Below are 15,777 nucleotides of genomic sequence, written 5' to 3'. Positions count from 1 at the left end.
GGTTTCGGCGGACGCCGTTGTCCGCCGGATGCGGTGCGTGTGGGGTGTCTGGGTGTGGGGTGGCTGGTGCGCGGGGCGCACGGGCGGGGGCACCGCGCTCGATGCTGCCGTGTGCGCGGTGCCCCCGGAACGTCCGTACCTGGAAAGCGTACGAAACTAGTTCATCCTTGCGAAATCGCTCGGCCCGGCTCCCGCTACCGCAGGCCCGGGTACAGCGGGTGCCGGTCCGCGAGGGCGGTCACCCGTGCCTTCAGCGCCTCGGCGTCGGCCGCCTCGAAGGGCGCCGGTGCCTTCAGCGCCTCCGCGATGACGTCCGCGACCTCGGCGAAGTCCTCCGCCGAGAAGCCGCGGGTGGCCAGCGCGGGCGTGCCGATGCGCAGTCCGGAGGTGACCATCGGCGGGCGCGGGTCGTTCGGGACGGCGTTGCGGTTGACCGTGATGCCGATCTCGTGGAGCCGGTCCTCGGCCTGCCGGCCGTCCAGCTCCGAGTTCCGCAGGTCGACGAGGACGAGGTGGACGTCCGTGCCGCCGGACAGCACCGAGACGCCGTGCTCGGCCACGTCCGGGCGCACCAGCCGGTCCGCGAGGATCTTCGCCCCGTCCAGGGTGCGCCGCTGGCGCTCCTTGAACTCGTCACCGGCGGCGACCTTGAAGGCGACGGCCTTCGCCGCGACCACGTGCTCCAGCGGACCGCCCTGCTGGCCGGGGAACACCGCGGAGTTGATCTTCTTCGCCAGTTCGGCGGTGGAGAGGATCACGCCGCCGCGCGGACCGCCCAGGGTCTTGTGCGTGGTCGTGGTGACGACGTGGGCGTGCGGCACCGGGTTGGGGTGCAGCCCGGCCGCGACCAGGCCCGCGAAGTGGGCCATGTCGACCATGAGGTAGGCGCCGACCTCGTCGGCGATCCGGCGGAACGCCGCGAAGTCGAGCTGCCGCGGGTAGGCGGACCAGCCGGCCACGATCAGCTTCGGGCGGGACTCCTTCGCGAGCCGCTCCACCTCCGCCATGTCGACCTCGCCGTCGTCGCCCACGTGGTAGGCGACGACGTCGTAGAGCTTGCCGGAGAAGTTGATCTTCATGCCGTGGGTCAGGTGCCCGCCGTGCGCGAGGTTCAGCCCCATGATCGTGTCGCCCGGCTGGAGCAGCGCGAACATCGCGGCGGCGTTGGCCTGCGCGCCGGAGTGCGGCTGCACGTTGGCGTGCTCGGCGCCGAAGAGTTCCTTGACCCGGTCGATCGCGATCTGCTCGATCACGTCGACGTGCTCGCAGCCGCCGTAGTAGCGGCGGCCCGGGTAGCCCTCGGCGTACTTGTTGGTGAGGACCGAGCCCTGCGCCTCCATGACCGCCACGGGGGCGAAGTTCTCGGAGGCGATCATCTCCAGCGTGGACTGCTGGCGGTGCAGCTCGGCGTCGACCGCGGCGGCGACGTCCGGGTCGAGCTCGTGCAGGGGAGTGTTCAGAACGGACATGGGGGCTCCTCAGCCGGCGGAGAACGCGTCGTACTCGTCGGCGGACAGCAGGTCGGCCGGCTCCTCGGCGACGCGCACCTTGAACAGCCAGCCGCCCTCGAAGGGTTCCGAGTTGACCAGCGACGGGTCGTTGACGACGTCCTCGTTGGCCTCGGTGACCTCGCCGGTGACCGGGGAGTACAGGTCGCTGACGGACTTGGTCGACTCCAGCTCGCCGCAGGTCTCGCCCGCGGTCACGGTCGAACCGACCTCGGGGAGCTGCGCGTAGACCACGTCACCGAGCGCGCTCGCGGCGTACTCCGTGATGCCGACCGTCGCGACGCCGTCCTCGGCGCCCGACAGCCACTCGTGCTCCTTGCTGTAGCGCAGCGTCTGGGGGTTGCTCATGGGCTGGGTTCTCCTGTACGCGGTGAAGGTGAGGAAGGGGGAGAGGCAGAGGGGGGAGGGGATGGGACGGGCGGAACGGTACGGAACGGGCGCGGCGGTGCCGCCCGGTGCCGTCGTCCCGGTGCCGCCCGGGTCCAGTCTGGCTACTTCTGGCGCTTGTAGAACGGCAGCGCCACGACCTCGTACGGTTCGTGGCTGCCCCGGATGTCCACGCCGACACCCGTGCTGCCCGGCGCGGCGTGCGCGGCGTCGACGTACGCCATCGCGACCGGCCTGCCCAGCGTGGGGGAGGGGGCGCCCGAGGTGACCTCGCCGATCACCCGTCCGTCCGCGACCACGGGGTAGCCCGCCCGCGGCACCCGGCGGCCCTCGGCGACCAGGCCGACCAGGACCCGCGGCGGCTGCTCGGCGGCGCGGTCGGCCGCGGCGCGCAGGGCCTCGCGGCCCACGAAGTCGCCGTCCTTCTCGAACTTCACGACCCGGCCGAGGCCGGCGTCGAACGGGGTGAGCGACGTCGACAGCTCGTGTCCGTACAGCGGCATGCCGGCCTCCAGGCGCAGCGTGTCGCGGCAGGACAGCCCGCACGGCACCAGCCCGGCCGGCGCGCCCGCCTCGGTCAGCGCCTGCCAGACCTTCTCCGCGTCGCCGGGCGCCACGAACAGTTCGAAGCCGTCCTCGCCGGTGTAGCCGGTGCGCGCGATCAGCGCCGGGACGCCGGCGACCGTGCCGGGCAGCCCCGCGTAGTACTTGAGCCCGTCGAGGTCGGCGTCGGTGACGGCGGCCAGGATGCCGGGGGACTCGGGGCCCTGCACGGCGATCAGCGCGTAGGCGTCGCGGTCGTCGCGCACCTCGGCGTCGAAGCCGGCGGCCCGCTCGGTCAGCGCGTCGAGGACCACCTGGGCGTTCGAGGCGTTGGCGACCACCATGTACTCGGTCTCGGCGAGCCGGTAGACGATCAGGTCGTCCAGGATGCCGCCGTCGGCGCGGCAGATCATCGTGTAGCGGGCGCGGCCGACGCCCACGGAGGCGATGTTGCCGACGAGCGCGAAGTTCAGCAGGGCCGCGGCCTGCGGGCCGGTGACCGCGATCTCGCCCATGTGCGACAGGTCGAACAGACCGGCCCGGGTGCGCACGGCCAGGTGCTCGTCGCGCTCCGAGCCGTACCGCAGCGGCATGTCCCAGCCGGCGAAGTCGGTCATCGTGGCGCCGAGCGAACGGTGCAGCGCGTCGAGCGCGGTGTGACGGGGGGCGTTACTGCTCATCGGTCGGTCTCCCAGGGCGACGGGGGCCCCTCCCGCGCGAACGAAGCCGGGCGTGAGGGAGCAGAGGTCGTTCCTCCCCATCTGTCATCGGAACCTGAGAGGTTCGCCCTGACCGCACGACACGACGTCGCCGGACAGTGACTTGCACCGTGGGTGGGACCGCTACGAGGGCGGTCCGCTTTTCAGATGTGCCTCGCCCGCGCGGTAACGGGGCCTGAGAGATTCAAGGGAGGTACTTGCTCCTTCGGCGTCCGGGCACCCGAGGGGCGACCGGAACTCTCCCGCGCGGATTCAAGCGGCCGGTATGCAGTTAGGCGCGCACATCATCGCACGCTCCCGCCCGGGTCCGGCAGGCGGTGCGGCAGGGGGACACGTCACATCCGGCCCGGTCGGCGCCGCCGCGCGCGCCCACCGCCGCGCCCCCTTGTGACAGCCCTGTTGCGCGGAATCACCGAAACGGGGAAGACGTCGCATTACCTTCTCTTTACGATCGGCGGGAGGGCAACCGGTGGCCGGTACGGGGAGGACGCGGGTGGACGGTCGGGCGGACAGTCGGACGGACAGTCGGGTGGACAGTCGGGTGGACGGGAAGACGGGACGTAGGAGGGCGGGACGTACGGCGGGGGAGCGCGCGGCGGTGCCGCACACGGCGGCCCGCGCGCTCGCCCTGCCGGGGCAGGCCGTCGCCCTGCCGGGACGGGCGGACGCGGTGCCGCGGGGGCGCGCGGAGCGGACGCCGGGCGTGGTGCGCGACCTGCGCGGACGCGCCGGGCACAGCCCGCACGGCCTGCGCTTCGGACCCCGCGACGTCGTCGTGGTCACCGGGCTGCCCGGCAGCGGCAAGTCGACTCTCATCCGGCGCGCGGTGCGCGGAATCCGCGTCGACTCCCAGGACACCAGGGACCGTTGGGACGCCCGCGCGCCCCGGCTGCTGCCGTACGCCGTGTACCGGCCACTGGTCAGACTCGCCCACTACGCCGCGCTGCGCCGCGCGCTCGGCCGCCGCGAGGGCGTCGTCGTGCACGACTGCGGCACCCAGCCCTGGGTGCGCGGCTGGCTGGCCCGCGCCGCCCGGCGCCGCGGCGGCACCCTGCACCTGCTGCTGCTCGACGTCGGCCCCGGCACCGCGCTCGACGGCCAGCGCAGGCGCGGCCGGGGCGTCTCCCGCTACGCCTTCCGGCGTCACCGCAGGTCGGCGGCGCGGCTGCTGCGCGCCGTCGGCCGCGGCGAACTCCCCGCCGGCTGCGGCTCGGCGGTCCTGCTGGACCGGGCGGCGGCGGACACCCTGCGGCGGATCGGGTTCGCGGAGTGAGAACCGCGCCGCGGCGCCGCCACAGTGCGCGGACGGCCCGGACGCCCGCGCGGTCCGGACGCCCGCGGGGCCCGGCCGCCCGCCGGACGCGGGCACCCGTGCGGGACCATTAGCCTTTCAGCAGCCTTTCAGCCACAACAGCGGTTCCCACAGGCGGTAGACGACATGGACATCCCGGCGGAGTTCTCCGCAGACCTGCCAGGGCAGGCGCACCACCATCCGCACGGCGGGTGGCCCGGCAACGAGCTGGAGGAGGTGCTCTCGGCCTCGCTCGGCGTCCCCGGCGCGGGCGGCAGGATCGTCGAGGTCCTCGGCCGCAGCTTCCTCTGGGTCCCGCTGCCGTCCGGCGGCGGCCCGCACAGCGGCCCCCTCGACCTGCCCGGCATGGAGATCGAGGGCCAGGGCTACGTACCGGTGTTCAGCTCCGAGGAGCAGTTCCGCCTGGTCTGCGGCAGCCACATGGCGTTCACCGTCGCGCCCGCCGTCGAGTTCGCGCGCGGCCTGCCCCCGCAGGTGGGCATCGCCGTCAACCCGCAGGGCGTGGTGGGCGTTCCGCTCCCGCCGGCCGCGGTGGCCGAGTTGTGCAGGGGCGGCACGCGCACCGCGCTCGACGGACCGGCGGGCGGCGGCCGCGTGCAGCTCTTCGAGCCCGACTGGCAGGACGACCCGGTGGACTTCCTGGCCGCCGCCTCCGCCGAGTTCGAGGCGACCGGCGTGGTGCTCACCGCCCGCCGCTGCCTCGCCGCCATCGAGACGGCGGACCCGGTGCTGTTCGTCGGGGTCGAGCTGTCGCAGTGGGAGGAGCTCGCGCTCGGCCTGCCGATGGACGCCCTGGGACGGGCACTTGGCCGCGTCGCGGCGCCGTGGCCGGTCAACCTGGTGCTGCTCGACGTGACCCAGGACCCGGTCGGCGACTGGATGCGCGCCCGCGTCCGGCCGTTCTACCAGCGGGCCGGCTGAGACCGCGCCCGGAGGGCGGTGCCGTCCGCGCGGACACCGGCGCACCGCCGCCGCGCGGCCCGCGCGTTCCGGACGGTGTCCCCGGTGCGGCGCGGCGGACACCCCCGGCGGGCGCTGCGTCAAGTCGCTGTCTGCATCGACGCTTAAGCTGGTTTCATGGCTCGGTCGAGGCGGTGACGGGCCGCGGCGGGCGGATCGCGCGGGATCGTTCCGGCCGGGCCGGGCACAAGGTGAAGGTGTCCGCTCCGCCGGTGTTGCAGACGTTGTCGTTGGTGCTCGTGAGTTGGTCGTGAGTTGTTTCGCGAAGGGGCGGTAGAAGGTGAGCGCGTCGGGCACGGCCGCGGCCGGTCAGGTCGAGCAGATGCTGCGCCAGGTGACGCCGGGGCGTTACGACGCCTACGAGGCGCTGCTGGGAGCGCTCGCGGCCCCCTCCTCCGGCCAGGTCTGGATGCTGCTGTGGCACGGCCAGTCCGGCTCCCCGGACGCCCAGTACGGGAACATGGAGGTCGAGGGCTACGGCTACGCGCCCTGCGTCACCTCCGCCCAGGAGCTGTCCGCCAGCGGCTGGAACCGCTCGTACGAGGTGGTCGACGGCCTCGACGTGGCCCGCACCCTCTACCCCGACCACTTCGGCCTCTGGCTCAACCCGCACGCCCCCGGCGGCGGCGTCGGCATCCCCTGGCTCGACCTGCGCCGCATCGCGACGGGCCTCGACCGGCGTCCCGCCGGGCCCCTGCGGCTGTCCGAACCGGGCATCGAGGTACCGCAGTTCTACGCCCTGCTCACGCAGAACGCCCACCGCACCCCCGCCGTGCGCTCGTTGCGCCGCGCCTGGGTGCAGCCGTCGCTCGGCGCCCCCTACCTCGCGATCGGCCTCGACCTCTACGACACGTCGCCGCCCGCGGTGGACGCCGTGCGCGCGATGATGCAGCAGTCCGTCGGCGCGGTCCCGGAGGGCCTGCCGGTGTCGACCGTCGCCATGTCCGACGACTACGACCCGGTCACCCTCTGGATGCGGGCCAACTCCCGCCCCTTCTACGACCGGGACGCCCACGCGGCCCCGGCCCAGGCGTCGGGGTACGGGTACCCGGGGCCGGGGCGGTACTGACGGCGCGGTTCAACCGGTGCCCGACGAAGGGGAGTTGACCTTTCGGTACGGGGCCGCGGGTGTCGGCGCACACCGGGGTGAAGCGGACGGACACGACGGCGCGGTGAGCGTTCCCGCGCCCTTCCCCGATGCCTGCGCGCTCCCGCCGGGACGGTCTCCCGGGCCCTGTCTTCGCGCGTAACCGCGGGCAGTTGATCCCCTCCTCGCCCCATCTGCCCCAACTGGTGCACGTCCGAAGTGAGTTACCCGGCGTTCGGATAACGGAATGCGCCGAGGCGTATCACGGTTGCGCATACTTTCGCCGGGAGATCTGGCATGTGATCGCCGATTCGCTGAAGACTCGCCACTCACAGCCAGGGCACCGCTCGGAGCCCCGGCCTCTGCTCAGCGCCGAGTCGAGAAGTCGAGAAAGCCCCCACGCGTCCGCACCGCACCATCGTCGCCGTCCGGACCTGTTCGTCAGCAAGTACGCCGCCCACAGCGGCAGGGTTAGGCCGGTCACCACCGGCGAGAGGGGTCGGGCCACCGTGACCGCACCGATCGAGACCACCGCAGCGACAGCCGAGGCACAGCCGGAGGCTGTGCTCGCAGGCGTCGGCAAGGGGCAGATCGAGGGCCGTTCTCTCGGACAGATCGCATGGTCCCGCTTCAAGAAGGACCGGGTGGCCGTCGCCGGCGGTGTCGTCGTCGTCCTGCTCGTGCTCCTCGCGGTGCTCGCGCGGCCGATCCAGGCCGCCTTCGGACTCGATCCGAACGCCTTCCACCAGGATCTGATCGACCCCAACACCTCCCTCCCCAAGGGCGCTTGGGGCGGCATGAGCTGGGACCACCCGCTGGGCGTGGACCCGAAGTTCGGTCGGGACATCGCCACCCGCATCCTCGAAGGCTCGTGGGTGTCGCTCGTCGTGGCCTTCGGGGCGACCGTCCTGTCGAACGTGATCGGCGCGGTGCTCGGTGTCGTGGCCGGCTACTACGGCGGCCGGGTCGACACCGTCATCAGCCGCCTGATGGACACCTTCCTGGCCTTCCCGCTGCTGCTGTTCGCCATCGCCATCTCCGCCACCCTCCAGGGCGGCGCCTTCGGGCTGACCGGCCTGCCGCTGCACCTGAGCGTGCTCGTCTTCGTCATCGGCTTCTTCAACTGGCCCTATCTCGGGCGCATCGTGCGGGGCCAGACCCTCGCGCTGCGTGAGCGCGAGTTCGTAGACGCCTCCCGGGGAATGGGCGCGCGCGGCCCGTACATCCTGTTCCGGGAACTGCTGCCCAACCTGGTCGGCCCGATCATCGTCTACTCGACGCTGCTCATCCCGACCAACATCATCTTCGAGGCGTCGCTCAGCTTCCTGGGCGTCGGCATCCAGCCCCCGCAGGCTTCCTGGGGCGGCATGTTGAAGCAGGCGGTCGACTACTACCAGGTCGACCCCGAGTTCATGATCGTGCCCGGCCTCGCCATCTTCGTGACCGTGCTGGCGTTCAACCTGCTCGGCGACGGTCTGCGTGACGCTCTCGACCCGCGCAGCCGCTGAGGCAGCCCGCACCCCGCGAGCACCCCAAGTTTCCGACAATGGAGGAGAACCCGCCCATCATGCGAAGGTCAGCGCTGGCCGCCGTTGCGGCCATCGGCAGTGTGAGTCTGCTCCTTGCAGGCTGCAGCAAGGCCGATGACAACAAGAACAGCGACGACACCAAGTCGGCAGGCGCCAACGCCGCGACCAAGGACGTCGTCAACGCCTCCACGACGAAGGGGGGCACCGTCACGTACGACCTGTCGGACGTTCCGGACTCCTTCGACCCGGGCAACACGTACTACGCGTACATGTACAACTTCAGCCGCCTGTACGCGCGTCCGCTGATGACGTTCACCCCGGCCGCCGGTTCCAAGGGCAACACCCTGGTCCCGGACCTCGCCGCGAGCAAGGGTGTCTCCAGCGACGGCGGCAAGACCTGGACGTACAAGCTGCGTTCGGGCCTGAAGTACCAGGACGGCACGGCCATCACGTCCAAGGACGTGAAGTACGCCGTGGAGCGTTCCAACTTCGCGCGTGACGTGCTGTCCCTCGGCCCGAACTACTTCCAGCAGTTCCTGGACGGCGGCGACAAGTACAAGGGCCCGTACAAGGACAAGAGCGCCGAGGGTCTGAAGTCGATCGAGACCCCCGACGACACCACCGTCGTCTTCCACCTGAACACGGCCTTCCAGGAGTTCGACTACCTGGTCGCGGCGCCGCAGACGGCTCCGGTGCCGCAGGCGAAGGACACCGGCGTCGACTACGTCAAGTCCATCGTGTCCTCCGGCTCCTACCAGTTCCAGAGCTACGAGGACGGCAAGCAGGCCGTCCTCGTCCGCAACAAGAACTGGGACCCGAAGACCGACCCGCTGCGCAAGCAGTACCCGGACAAGATCGTGGTCAACCTGAAGGTCAACCCGGAGACGATCGACAAGGACGTCATCGCGGGCGACGCGATCGACCTCGGCGGTACGGGTGTCCAGGCCTCCACGCAGGCCCAGGTGCTCACCGACACGGCCAAGAAGGCCAACACGGACAACACCTACGGTGGCCGTCTCGTCTACATGGCGATCAACACCAAGGTGAAGCCGTTCGACAACATCGCCTGCCGCAAGGCAGTGCAGTACGCGATCGACAAGGTCTCGGTGCAGACCGCCGAGGGCGGCCCGATCCGCGGTGACATCGCCTCCACCGTGCTGCCTCCGGACATCCCGGGCTACGCCAAGTCGGACGTCTACGCGACCGCCGGCAACAAGGGCGACGCGGCGAAGTCGAAGGACCAGCTCAAGGCCTGCGGCAAGACCGCGATCAACACCAACATCACGGCCCGCAGCGACCGTCCGCAGGAGATCGACGCCGCGACGGCGATCATCGCCTCGCTGAAGAAGGTCGGCATCAACGCGACCCTCAAGCAGTACCCCTCGGGCAAGTACTTCACGGACTACGCGGGCGTCCCGAAGTTCACGGAGAAGCAGAACGTCGGCCTGATCATGATGCAGTGGGGTGCCGACTGGCCCTCCGGCTACGGCTTCCTGCAGCAGATCCTGAACGGTGCGGCGATCGGCGACTCGGGCAACACCAACCTGTCGCAGTACGACAGCAAGACCGTGAACGACCTGCTGGCGAAGGCGATCGGTACCGAGGACACCACCGAGCGCAACACGATCTACACCCAGATCGACAAGCAGGCCATGGACGACGCGGTCCTCGTTCCGCTGACCTACTTCAAGGTTCTGCTGGCCCGTCCGAAGTACGCCACCAACCTGGTCTCCACGGCGGCGTTCAGCGGTCAGTACGACTACCTCAACATCGGCACCACGAAGAAGTAGCAGCCCCGGAAGGCAGGTGAAGGCTTGGTGCCCGCGGGTCTCGCGGCCCGCGGGCACCAGCGCCGATAACCGTGATCTCGTACATCCTCCGCCGGACGGTGGCGGCAGTGATCCTGCTGCTGGTCGTCTCCGCGGTCACCTTCGGCATCTTCTTCCTGCTGCCACGGCTGGCGGGCCAGACCGCCGACCAGCTCGCCCAGCAGTACATCGGGAAGAGCCCGACGCCGGCCGACATCGCCGCCGTCAAGCACAACCTCGGTCTGGACCAGCCGGTCTACCTCCAGTACTGGCACTTCATCAAGGGTGTCGTGGCGGGTGCCACGTACAACCTCGGCCCCACCACCGTGCACTGCGGCGCGCCCTGCTTCGGCTACTCCTTCAAGGACCACGTCGAGGTCTGGCCCGCGCTCACCTCCCGCCTTCCGGTCACCCTGTCCCTGGCGGCCGGCGCGGCCGTGCTCTGGCTCGTGTCGGGCGTGGCGGTCGGCGTGGTCTCCGCGCTCAAGCCGCGGTCGGTCTTCGACCGCACCTTCATGGGCGTCGCGCTCGCCGGTGTCTCGCTGCCCATGTTCTTCACGGGCAACCTGGCCATCCTGCTCTTCACGTACCAGTGGCCGATCTTCGGCCGCACGTACGTACCGCTCACCCAGAATCCCGCGCAGTGGGCCAACACCCTGTTCCCCGCCTGGTGTTCACTCGCGCTGCTGTACTCCGCCATCTACGCGCGGCTGACCCGCTCGGGGATGCTGGAGACGATGAACGAGGACTTCATCCGCACCGCCCGCGCCAAGGGCCTGCGGGAACGCAACGTCGTCGTCAAGCACGGTCTGCGGGCCGCCCTCACGCCGATCATCACGGTGTTCGGCATGGACCTGGGCCTGCTTCTGGGCGGCGCCCTCATCACCGAGTCGGTGTTCTCCCTGCACGGCATCGGGCAGTACGCGGTGCAGGCCATCGAGAGCAACGACCTGCCCCCCATTCTCGGCGTGACCCTGCTCGCCGCCTTCTTCGTCGTGATCGCAAACCTGGTGGTGGACCTGTTGTACGCCGCCGCCGACCCGCGGGTGAGGCTCTCGTGACCGAACAGTCCAGCACGGGCGCCGCCCTGGGCGAGCCCACCGGTTCCCCGTCGAAGGCGCCCGGCGCGTTCCTCGACGTCCGCGACCTGAAGGTGCACTTCCCCACCGACGACGGCGTGGTCAAGAGCGTCGACGGGCTCAGCTTCCAGCTGGAGCGCGGGCGCACCCTCAGCATCGTCGGCGAGTCCGGCTCCGGTAAGTCGGTCACCTCTCTCGCCCTGATGGGCCTGCACCGGCTCGGCGCCGCCGGCAAGAACGTCCGCATGTCGGGCGAGATCTGGCTCGACGGCAAGGAACTGATCTCCGCCTCACCGGACGAGGTGCGCAAGCTCCGCGGCCGGGAGATGGCGATGATCTTCCAGGATCCGCTGTCGGCCATGCACCCCTACTACAAGATCGGCGACCAGATCGTCGAGGCGTACCGGGTGCACCACGACGTCAGCCGCAAGGTCGCCCGCAAGCGTGCCGTCGAGATGCTCGACCGCGTCGGCATCCCGGAGCCCGACAAGCGCGCCGACGGCTACCCGCACGAGTTCTCCGGCGGTATGCGCCAGCGCGCGATGATCGCGATGGCGCTGGTCAACAACCCCGAACTGCTCATCGCCGACGAGCCCACGACCGCCCTGGACGTCACCGTCCAGGCGCAGATCCTGGACCTCATCCGGGACCTGCAGAAGGAGTTCGGCTCCGCGGTCATCCTCATCACGCACGACCTCGGCGTGGTCGCCGAGATCGCGGACGACGTGCTGGTGATGTACGGCGGTCGCTGCGTGGAGCGCGGCCCGGCGGAGCAGGTCTTCGAAAAGCCCCAACACCCCTACACCTGGGGCCTGCTGGGCTCGATGCCGCGTATCGACCGGGAGACCTCCGACCGGCTGGTGCCGGTCACGGGCCAGCCGCCGAGCCTCATCAACGTGCCGTCGGGCTGTGCCTTCCACCCCCGCTGCCCGTACGCGGACGTGCCCAAGGACAACCTGACCCGCACGGTGCGCCCCGAACTGCGTCAGGCGGACGGCGGCCACTGGTCCGCCTGTCACCTCGCGCCCGAGGACCGTACGCGGATCTGGACCGAAGAGATTGCGCCGAAGCTGTGACCGATACGAACGAGACGGACGCCGCCGGCGCCGTGATCCCGCCGCAGCAGTCGGCGCCCCGTGAGGACACGGCCGCGGGCGGTCCGGCGCAGGGCGACGTGCTGCTGAAGGTCGAGGGCCTGGTCAAGCACTTCCCCGTGAAGAAGGGCATCCTCCAGCGCCAGGTCGCCGCGGTGAAGGCCGTCGACGGGGTCAGCTTCGAGGTGCGCAGGGGTGAAACCCTGGGCGTCGTCGGGGAGTCGGGCTGCGGCAAGTCGACGATGGGCCGGGTCGTCACCCGACTCCAGGACCCGACGGGCGGCTCGATCCACTTCGAGGGCCAGGACATCACGAAGCTGAGCACCGGGGGGATGCGCCCGCTGCGGCGGGACATCCAGATGATCTTCCAGGACCCGTACGGCTCGCTGAACCCGCGGCACACCGTCGGCGGCATCGTCGGCGCCCCCTTCCGGCTCCAGGGCGTCGAGCCCGAGGGCGGCGTGAAGAAGGAGGTGCAGCGGCTCCTCGAACTGGTGGGCCTCAGCCCCGAGCACTTCAACCGCTACCCGCACGAGTTCTCCGGCGGCCAGCGCCAGCGCATCGGCATCGCCCGTGCGCTCGCGCTCAAGCCGAAGCTCGTCGTGGCGGACGAGCCGGTCTCCGCGCTCGACGTGTCGATCCAGGCGCAGGTGGTGAACCTGCTGGACGACCTCCAGCAGGAGCTGGGCCTCACCTACGTGATCATCGCCCACGACCTGTCGGTGGTCCGGCACGTCTCCGACCGCATCGCGGTCATGTACCTCGGCAAGATCGTCGAACTGGCGGACCGCGAGGCGCTGTACCGGGCGCCGATGCATCCGTACACCAAGGCGCTGATGTCGGCGGTGCCGATCCCCGACCCGAAGCGCCGGGGCGCCAAGAGCGAGCGCATCCTGCTCAAGGGCGACGTCCCCTCGCCGATCTCGCCGCCGAGCGGCTGCCGGTTCCACACCCGGTGCTGGAAGGCGACGGAGATCTGCCGGACCCAGGAGCCCCCGCTGCTCGAACTGCTGCCGGGCCAGCAGGTCGCGTGCCACCACCCGGAGAACTTCGCGGACCAGGCACCCCAGGACACGGTGCTGATCGCGGACGCGCGGGAGGCGGTGGAACTGGTGCCGGAGGCGGCCAAGTCCACCGTTCCGGCCGCCGAGCCGGCCACGTCCACCGCCACCCCGGAGCCGGAGCCGGAGCCGGAGACGGAGCCGGAGACGGCGCCCGAGCCGGATGCGGGCGCCGGCTCGGCCACGGAGCCGGGTGCTCCCAAGGAGTAGGCGCGGAGCGGTACTTGACGCACTGCGGGCCCCGCGGACCGGCAACGGACCGCGGGGCCCGACGCGTTGCCGGACCGCCCTGCCGAACTCGGCTCCGCGCGCCCGGATTCGGGCCCGCCCGTGCCGAACTCGGCTCCGGCCGCCCGGATCCGGGCCCGCCCGTGCCGAACCGGGCTTCGTCCGCGTGGAATTGTCCGGCGCCGGACGACAGTCGGCGTGAAGTGTCATGTACATGGGCGTTAAAGGGGCGGCAGAGTCGGGCGCGACCGTTCCGGTCCACCGACCGGCGCACGCTCGAAGGGACGACTTCATGGCACTCTCCCGTCCGGCACGACTGGCGGCCCTCGCCACCGCGGCGGCCTCCTTCTGCCTGATCGCCGCCTCCCCGGCCCCCGCACCCGGCGCACCCGGCATCGGCGACCCGTACTTCCCGCAGCTCGGCAACGGCGGCTACGACGCCCTCCACTACGACCTGGGCATCGCCTACGACCCGGCCACCGACCGCCTCGACGGCACCACCACCGTCACCGCGCGTGCCACCCGCGCCCTGTCGTCCTTCGACCTCGACCTCCAGCAGCTCACGGTCACCGGGGTCCAGGTGAACGGCCGCCGCGCCGAGTTCACCCGCGACGAGGACGAACTGCGCGTCACCCCGCGCGGCCCGCTCTCCAAGGGGCGCGACTTCACCGTCTCCGTCACCTACGGCGGCGTGCCCGAACCCCTCAGCGGGCCCATCGTGTTCGGCTCCGAGTACGGCTGGATGAAGACCGACGACGGCGTCTTCGTGGCCTGCGAGCCCAACGCCGCCTCCACCTGGTTCCCGTCCAGCGACCACCCCTCCGACAAGGCCACGTACGACATCCGGATCAAGGCGCCGACGGGACTCACCGGCGTCTCCAACGGGCGGCTCGTCTCGACCACCACCCGGGGCGGTTCCACGTACACGCACTGGCGCGAGTCGAAGCCGATGGCGACCTACCTCGCCACCGCCACCATCGGGAAGTTCGACGTCCGCACCGGCCGCACCCCCTCCGGCATCCCCGTCTACGTCGCGATCGACCCGGTGCTCCAGGACCAGAACGCCGTCGACGTGTACGCCGTCACCGCCGAGGCGACCGACTACTGGGCGAGCCTCTTCGGCCCGTACCCGTTCGAGGAGACCGGCGCGATAGTCGACGACATGCCGGAGGCCGGGTTCTCCCTGGAGGTCCAGTCGAAGCCCGCGTACTCCGCGGTGCGCAGCGAGTCGACGATCGTGCACGAACTGGCGCACCAGTGGTTCGGCGACTCCGTCTCGGTCGAGCAGTGGAAGGACATCTGGCTCAACGAGGGCTTCGCCACGTACGCCCAGTGGCTCTGGGCCGAGCACCGCGGCACCCGTTCCGCCCACGACTCCTTCCTCGCCGGGTACGACTCCCGGCCCGCCGACAGCACCTTCTGGCAGACCCTGCCGGGCGACCCGCAGCGCGACACCATGTTCGCCTCGGCCGTCTACCAGCGCGGCGCGATGACCCTCCAGGTGCTGCGCGAGCGGATCGGCGACGACGCGTTCTTCCGCCTGCTGCCCGCCTGGACGAAGCTGCACCGCTACGGCAACGCCGACACCGCCGACTTCGTGCGGCTCGCGGAGAAGGTGTCCGGGCAGCAGCTCGACGACCTGTTCGACACCTGGCTGTTCACGGCGGGGAAGCCCGCGCTGCCCACCGCGTAGGGCCGCGCGGGAAGGCGCCCGCCCACGGTCGCGGGCTCGGCGCCTGTCGGGCCCGCGATCACGGACAGGTAAGAATGTCCCGGTGTTCGAGCATCTCTTCACCCCTTCCGTCCAGCACTGGCTCGACCTGATCGGCATCTTCGTCTTCGCCATCTCCGGCGCCCTGCTCGCCGTCCGCAAGAACTTCGACGTCTTCGGCATCGCCGTCCTCGCCGAGGTCACCGCGCTGGGCGGGGGGCTGTTCCGTGACCTGATCATCGGCGCCGTGCCGCCGGCCGCCTTCACGGACCTGGGGTACTTCAGCACGCCCCTGCTCGCGGCCCTCCTGGTCTTCTTCCTGCACCCGCACGTGGAACGCATCCAGGTCGGCGTGAACGTCTTCGACGCGGCGGGCCTCGGCCTGTTCTGCGTCTCCGGCACCACGAAGGCGTACGACTACGGACTCGGCCTCACCGCCTCGGCGGCGCTGGGCCTCGCCACGGCCGTGGGCGGGGGAGTGCTGCGCGACGTGCTCGCCAACGAGGTGCCGTCGCTGCTGCGCTGGGACCGCGACCTGTACGCCGTGCCCGCGATCGTCGGCGCCACCATGGTCGCGTTCTGCATCCGCTACGACGCCCTGACGCCGCTGACCAGCGGTATCGCCGTGACCATCGCCTTCGTCCTGCGGCTGCTCGCGATGCGCTACCACTGGCGCGCGCCCCGGGCCTGGAACCGGCGGTCGGCGGTGGCCGAGGAGTAGCCGGGCAGGGCGGGGGAGGGACCGCAGGGC

General features: G+C 71.1%; 13 protein-coding genes and 1 riboswitch. Of the genes, 10 read left to right on the top strand and 3 right to left on the bottom strand.

The annotated features are described in order from the left end of the window. Nucleotides 1-194: 194 nt before the first annotated feature. From glyA to gcvT, 3 genes are all read right to left on the bottom strand, one after another. On the bottom strand, nucleotides 195-1,469 hold the full coding sequence (gene glyA, locus ACFZA0_RS21770; RefSeq protein ID WP_391019372.1) for a serine hydroxymethyltransferase: 1,275 nt from the start codon (nucleotides 1,467-1,469) through the stop codon (nucleotides 195-197). Between the two features lie 9 nt (nucleotides 1,470-1,478). Further along, entirely contained in the window at nucleotides 1,479-1,856 is a 378-nt protein-coding gene (gene gcvH, locus ACFZA0_RS21765) for a glycine cleavage system protein GcvH (protein ID WP_391019370.1), read from the bottom strand. 143 nt (nucleotides 1,857-1,999) lie between these two features. Further along, nucleotides 2,000-3,118 carry a glycine cleavage system aminomethyltransferase GcvT gene (gene gcvT / locus ACFZA0_RS21760; RefSeq protein ID WP_391019368.1) on the bottom strand — a complete coding sequence of 373 codons (1,119 nt, stop codon included), beginning with the start codon at nucleotides 3,116-3,118 and terminating at the stop codon, nucleotides 2,000-2,002. Between the two features lie 192 nt (nucleotides 3,119-3,310). Beyond that, nucleotides 3,311-3,412, bottom strand: a riboswitch (glycine riboswitch). A gap of 394 nt (nucleotides 3,413-3,806) precedes the next feature. On the opposite strand from gcvT, the gene ACFZA0_RS21755 reads away from it, so the two are divergent. From ACFZA0_RS21755 to ACFZA0_RS21710, 10 genes are all read left to right on the top strand, one after another. Next, on the top strand, nucleotides 3,807-4,430 hold the full coding sequence (locus ACFZA0_RS21755) for an AAA family ATPase (protein ID WP_391019491.1): 624 nt from the start codon (nucleotides 3,807-3,809) through the stop codon (nucleotides 4,428-4,430). A 165-nt stretch (nucleotides 4,431-4,595) separates the two neighbouring features. Beyond that, on the top strand, nucleotides 4,596-5,390 hold the full coding sequence (locus ACFZA0_RS21750) for an enhanced serine sensitivity protein SseB C-terminal domain-containing protein (RefSeq protein ID WP_391019365.1): 795 nt from the start codon (nucleotides 4,596-4,598) through the stop codon (nucleotides 5,388-5,390). A 319-nt stretch (nucleotides 5,391-5,709) separates the two neighbouring features. Then, the gene (locus ACFZA0_RS21745) at nucleotides 5,710-6,498 is read left to right on the top strand and encodes an enhanced serine sensitivity protein SseB C-terminal domain-containing protein (protein WP_391019362.1); all 789 of its coding nucleotides are present in this window, start codon (nucleotides 5,710-5,712) and stop codon (nucleotides 6,496-6,498) included. 527 nt (nucleotides 6,499-7,025) lie between these two features. After that, on the top strand, nucleotides 7,026-8,024 hold the full coding sequence (locus ACFZA0_RS21740) for an ABC transporter permease subunit (RefSeq protein WP_391019360.1): 999 nt from the start codon (nucleotides 7,026-7,028) through the stop codon (nucleotides 8,022-8,024). Between the two features lie 38 nt (nucleotides 8,025-8,062). Beyond that, a complete protein-coding gene (locus ACFZA0_RS21735) occupies nucleotides 8,063-9,835 on the top strand; it encodes an ABC transporter substrate-binding protein (RefSeq protein ID WP_391019357.1) in 1,773 nt (590 codons plus the stop codon). A 71-nt stretch (nucleotides 9,836-9,906) separates the two neighbouring features. Further along, nucleotides 9,907-10,914 (top strand): ABC transporter permease subunit, encoded by a 1,008-nt coding sequence (locus ACFZA0_RS21730; RefSeq protein WP_391019354.1) that lies wholly within the window; start codon nucleotides 9,907-9,909, stop codon nucleotides 10,912-10,914. Next, nucleotides 10,911-12,008 (top strand): oligopeptide/dipeptide ABC transporter ATP-binding protein, encoded by a 1,098-nt coding sequence (locus ACFZA0_RS21725; RefSeq protein WP_391019352.1) that lies wholly within the window; start codon nucleotides 10,911-10,913, stop codon nucleotides 12,006-12,008. The genes ACFZA0_RS21730 and ACFZA0_RS21725 overlap by 4 nt, the downstream gene beginning before the upstream one ends. A 35-nt stretch (nucleotides 12,009-12,043) precedes the next feature. Then, nucleotides 12,044-13,297 carry a dipeptide ABC transporter ATP-binding protein gene (locus tag ACFZA0_RS21720; RefSeq protein WP_391019489.1) on the top strand — a complete coding sequence of 418 codons (1,254 nt, stop codon included), beginning with the start codon at nucleotides 12,044-12,046 and terminating at the stop codon, nucleotides 13,295-13,297. A 310-nt stretch (nucleotides 13,298-13,607) separates the two neighbouring features. Then, the gene (locus tag ACFZA0_RS21715; protein WP_391019350.1) at nucleotides 13,608-15,008 is read left to right on the top strand and encodes a M1 family aminopeptidase; all 1,401 of its coding nucleotides are present in this window, start codon (nucleotides 13,608-13,610) and stop codon (nucleotides 15,006-15,008) included. Between the two features lie 82 nt (nucleotides 15,009-15,090). After that, nucleotides 15,091-15,747, top strand: a complete 657-nt coding sequence (locus ACFZA0_RS21710; protein WP_391019347.1) for a TRIC cation channel family protein — start codon at nucleotides 15,091-15,093, stop codon at nucleotides 15,745-15,747. Nucleotides 15,748-15,777 lie beyond the last annotated feature (30 nt).

Source organism: Streptomyces sp. NPDC008150, from assembly GCF_042956945.1.
GTDB lineage: Bacteria > Actinomycetota > Actinomycetes > Streptomycetales > Streptomycetaceae > Streptomyces.
Note: the sequence above shows the minus strand (reverse complement) of the source record. Positions and strands in the feature narration are given on the sequence as shown.

What these genes read in the sequence shown, in the direction of transcription:
- glyA (WP_391019372.1), bottom strand. Translation starts at nt 1,469, where the DNA reads ATGTCCGTTCTGAACACTCCCCTGCACGAGCTCGACCCGGACGTCGCC.
- gcvH (WP_391019370.1), bottom strand. Translation starts at nt 1,856, where the DNA reads ATGAGCAACCCCCAGACGCTGCGCTACAGCAAGGAGCACGAGTGGCTG.
- gcvT (WP_391019368.1), bottom strand. Translation starts at nt 3,118, where the DNA reads ATGAGCAGTAACGCCCCCCGTCACACCGCGCTCGACGCGCTGCACCGT.
- ACFZA0_RS21750 (WP_391019365.1), top strand. Translation starts at nt 4,596, where the DNA reads ATGGACATCCCGGCGGAGTTCTCCGCAGACCTGCCAGGGCAGGCGCAC.
- ACFZA0_RS21735 (WP_391019357.1), top strand. Translation starts at nt 8,063, where the DNA reads ATGGAGGAGAACCCGCCCATCATGCGAAGGTCAGCGCTGGCCGCCGTT.
- ACFZA0_RS21715 (WP_391019350.1), top strand. Translation starts at nt 13,608, where the DNA reads ATGGCACTCTCCCGTCCGGCACGACTGGCGGCCCTCGCCACCGCGGCG.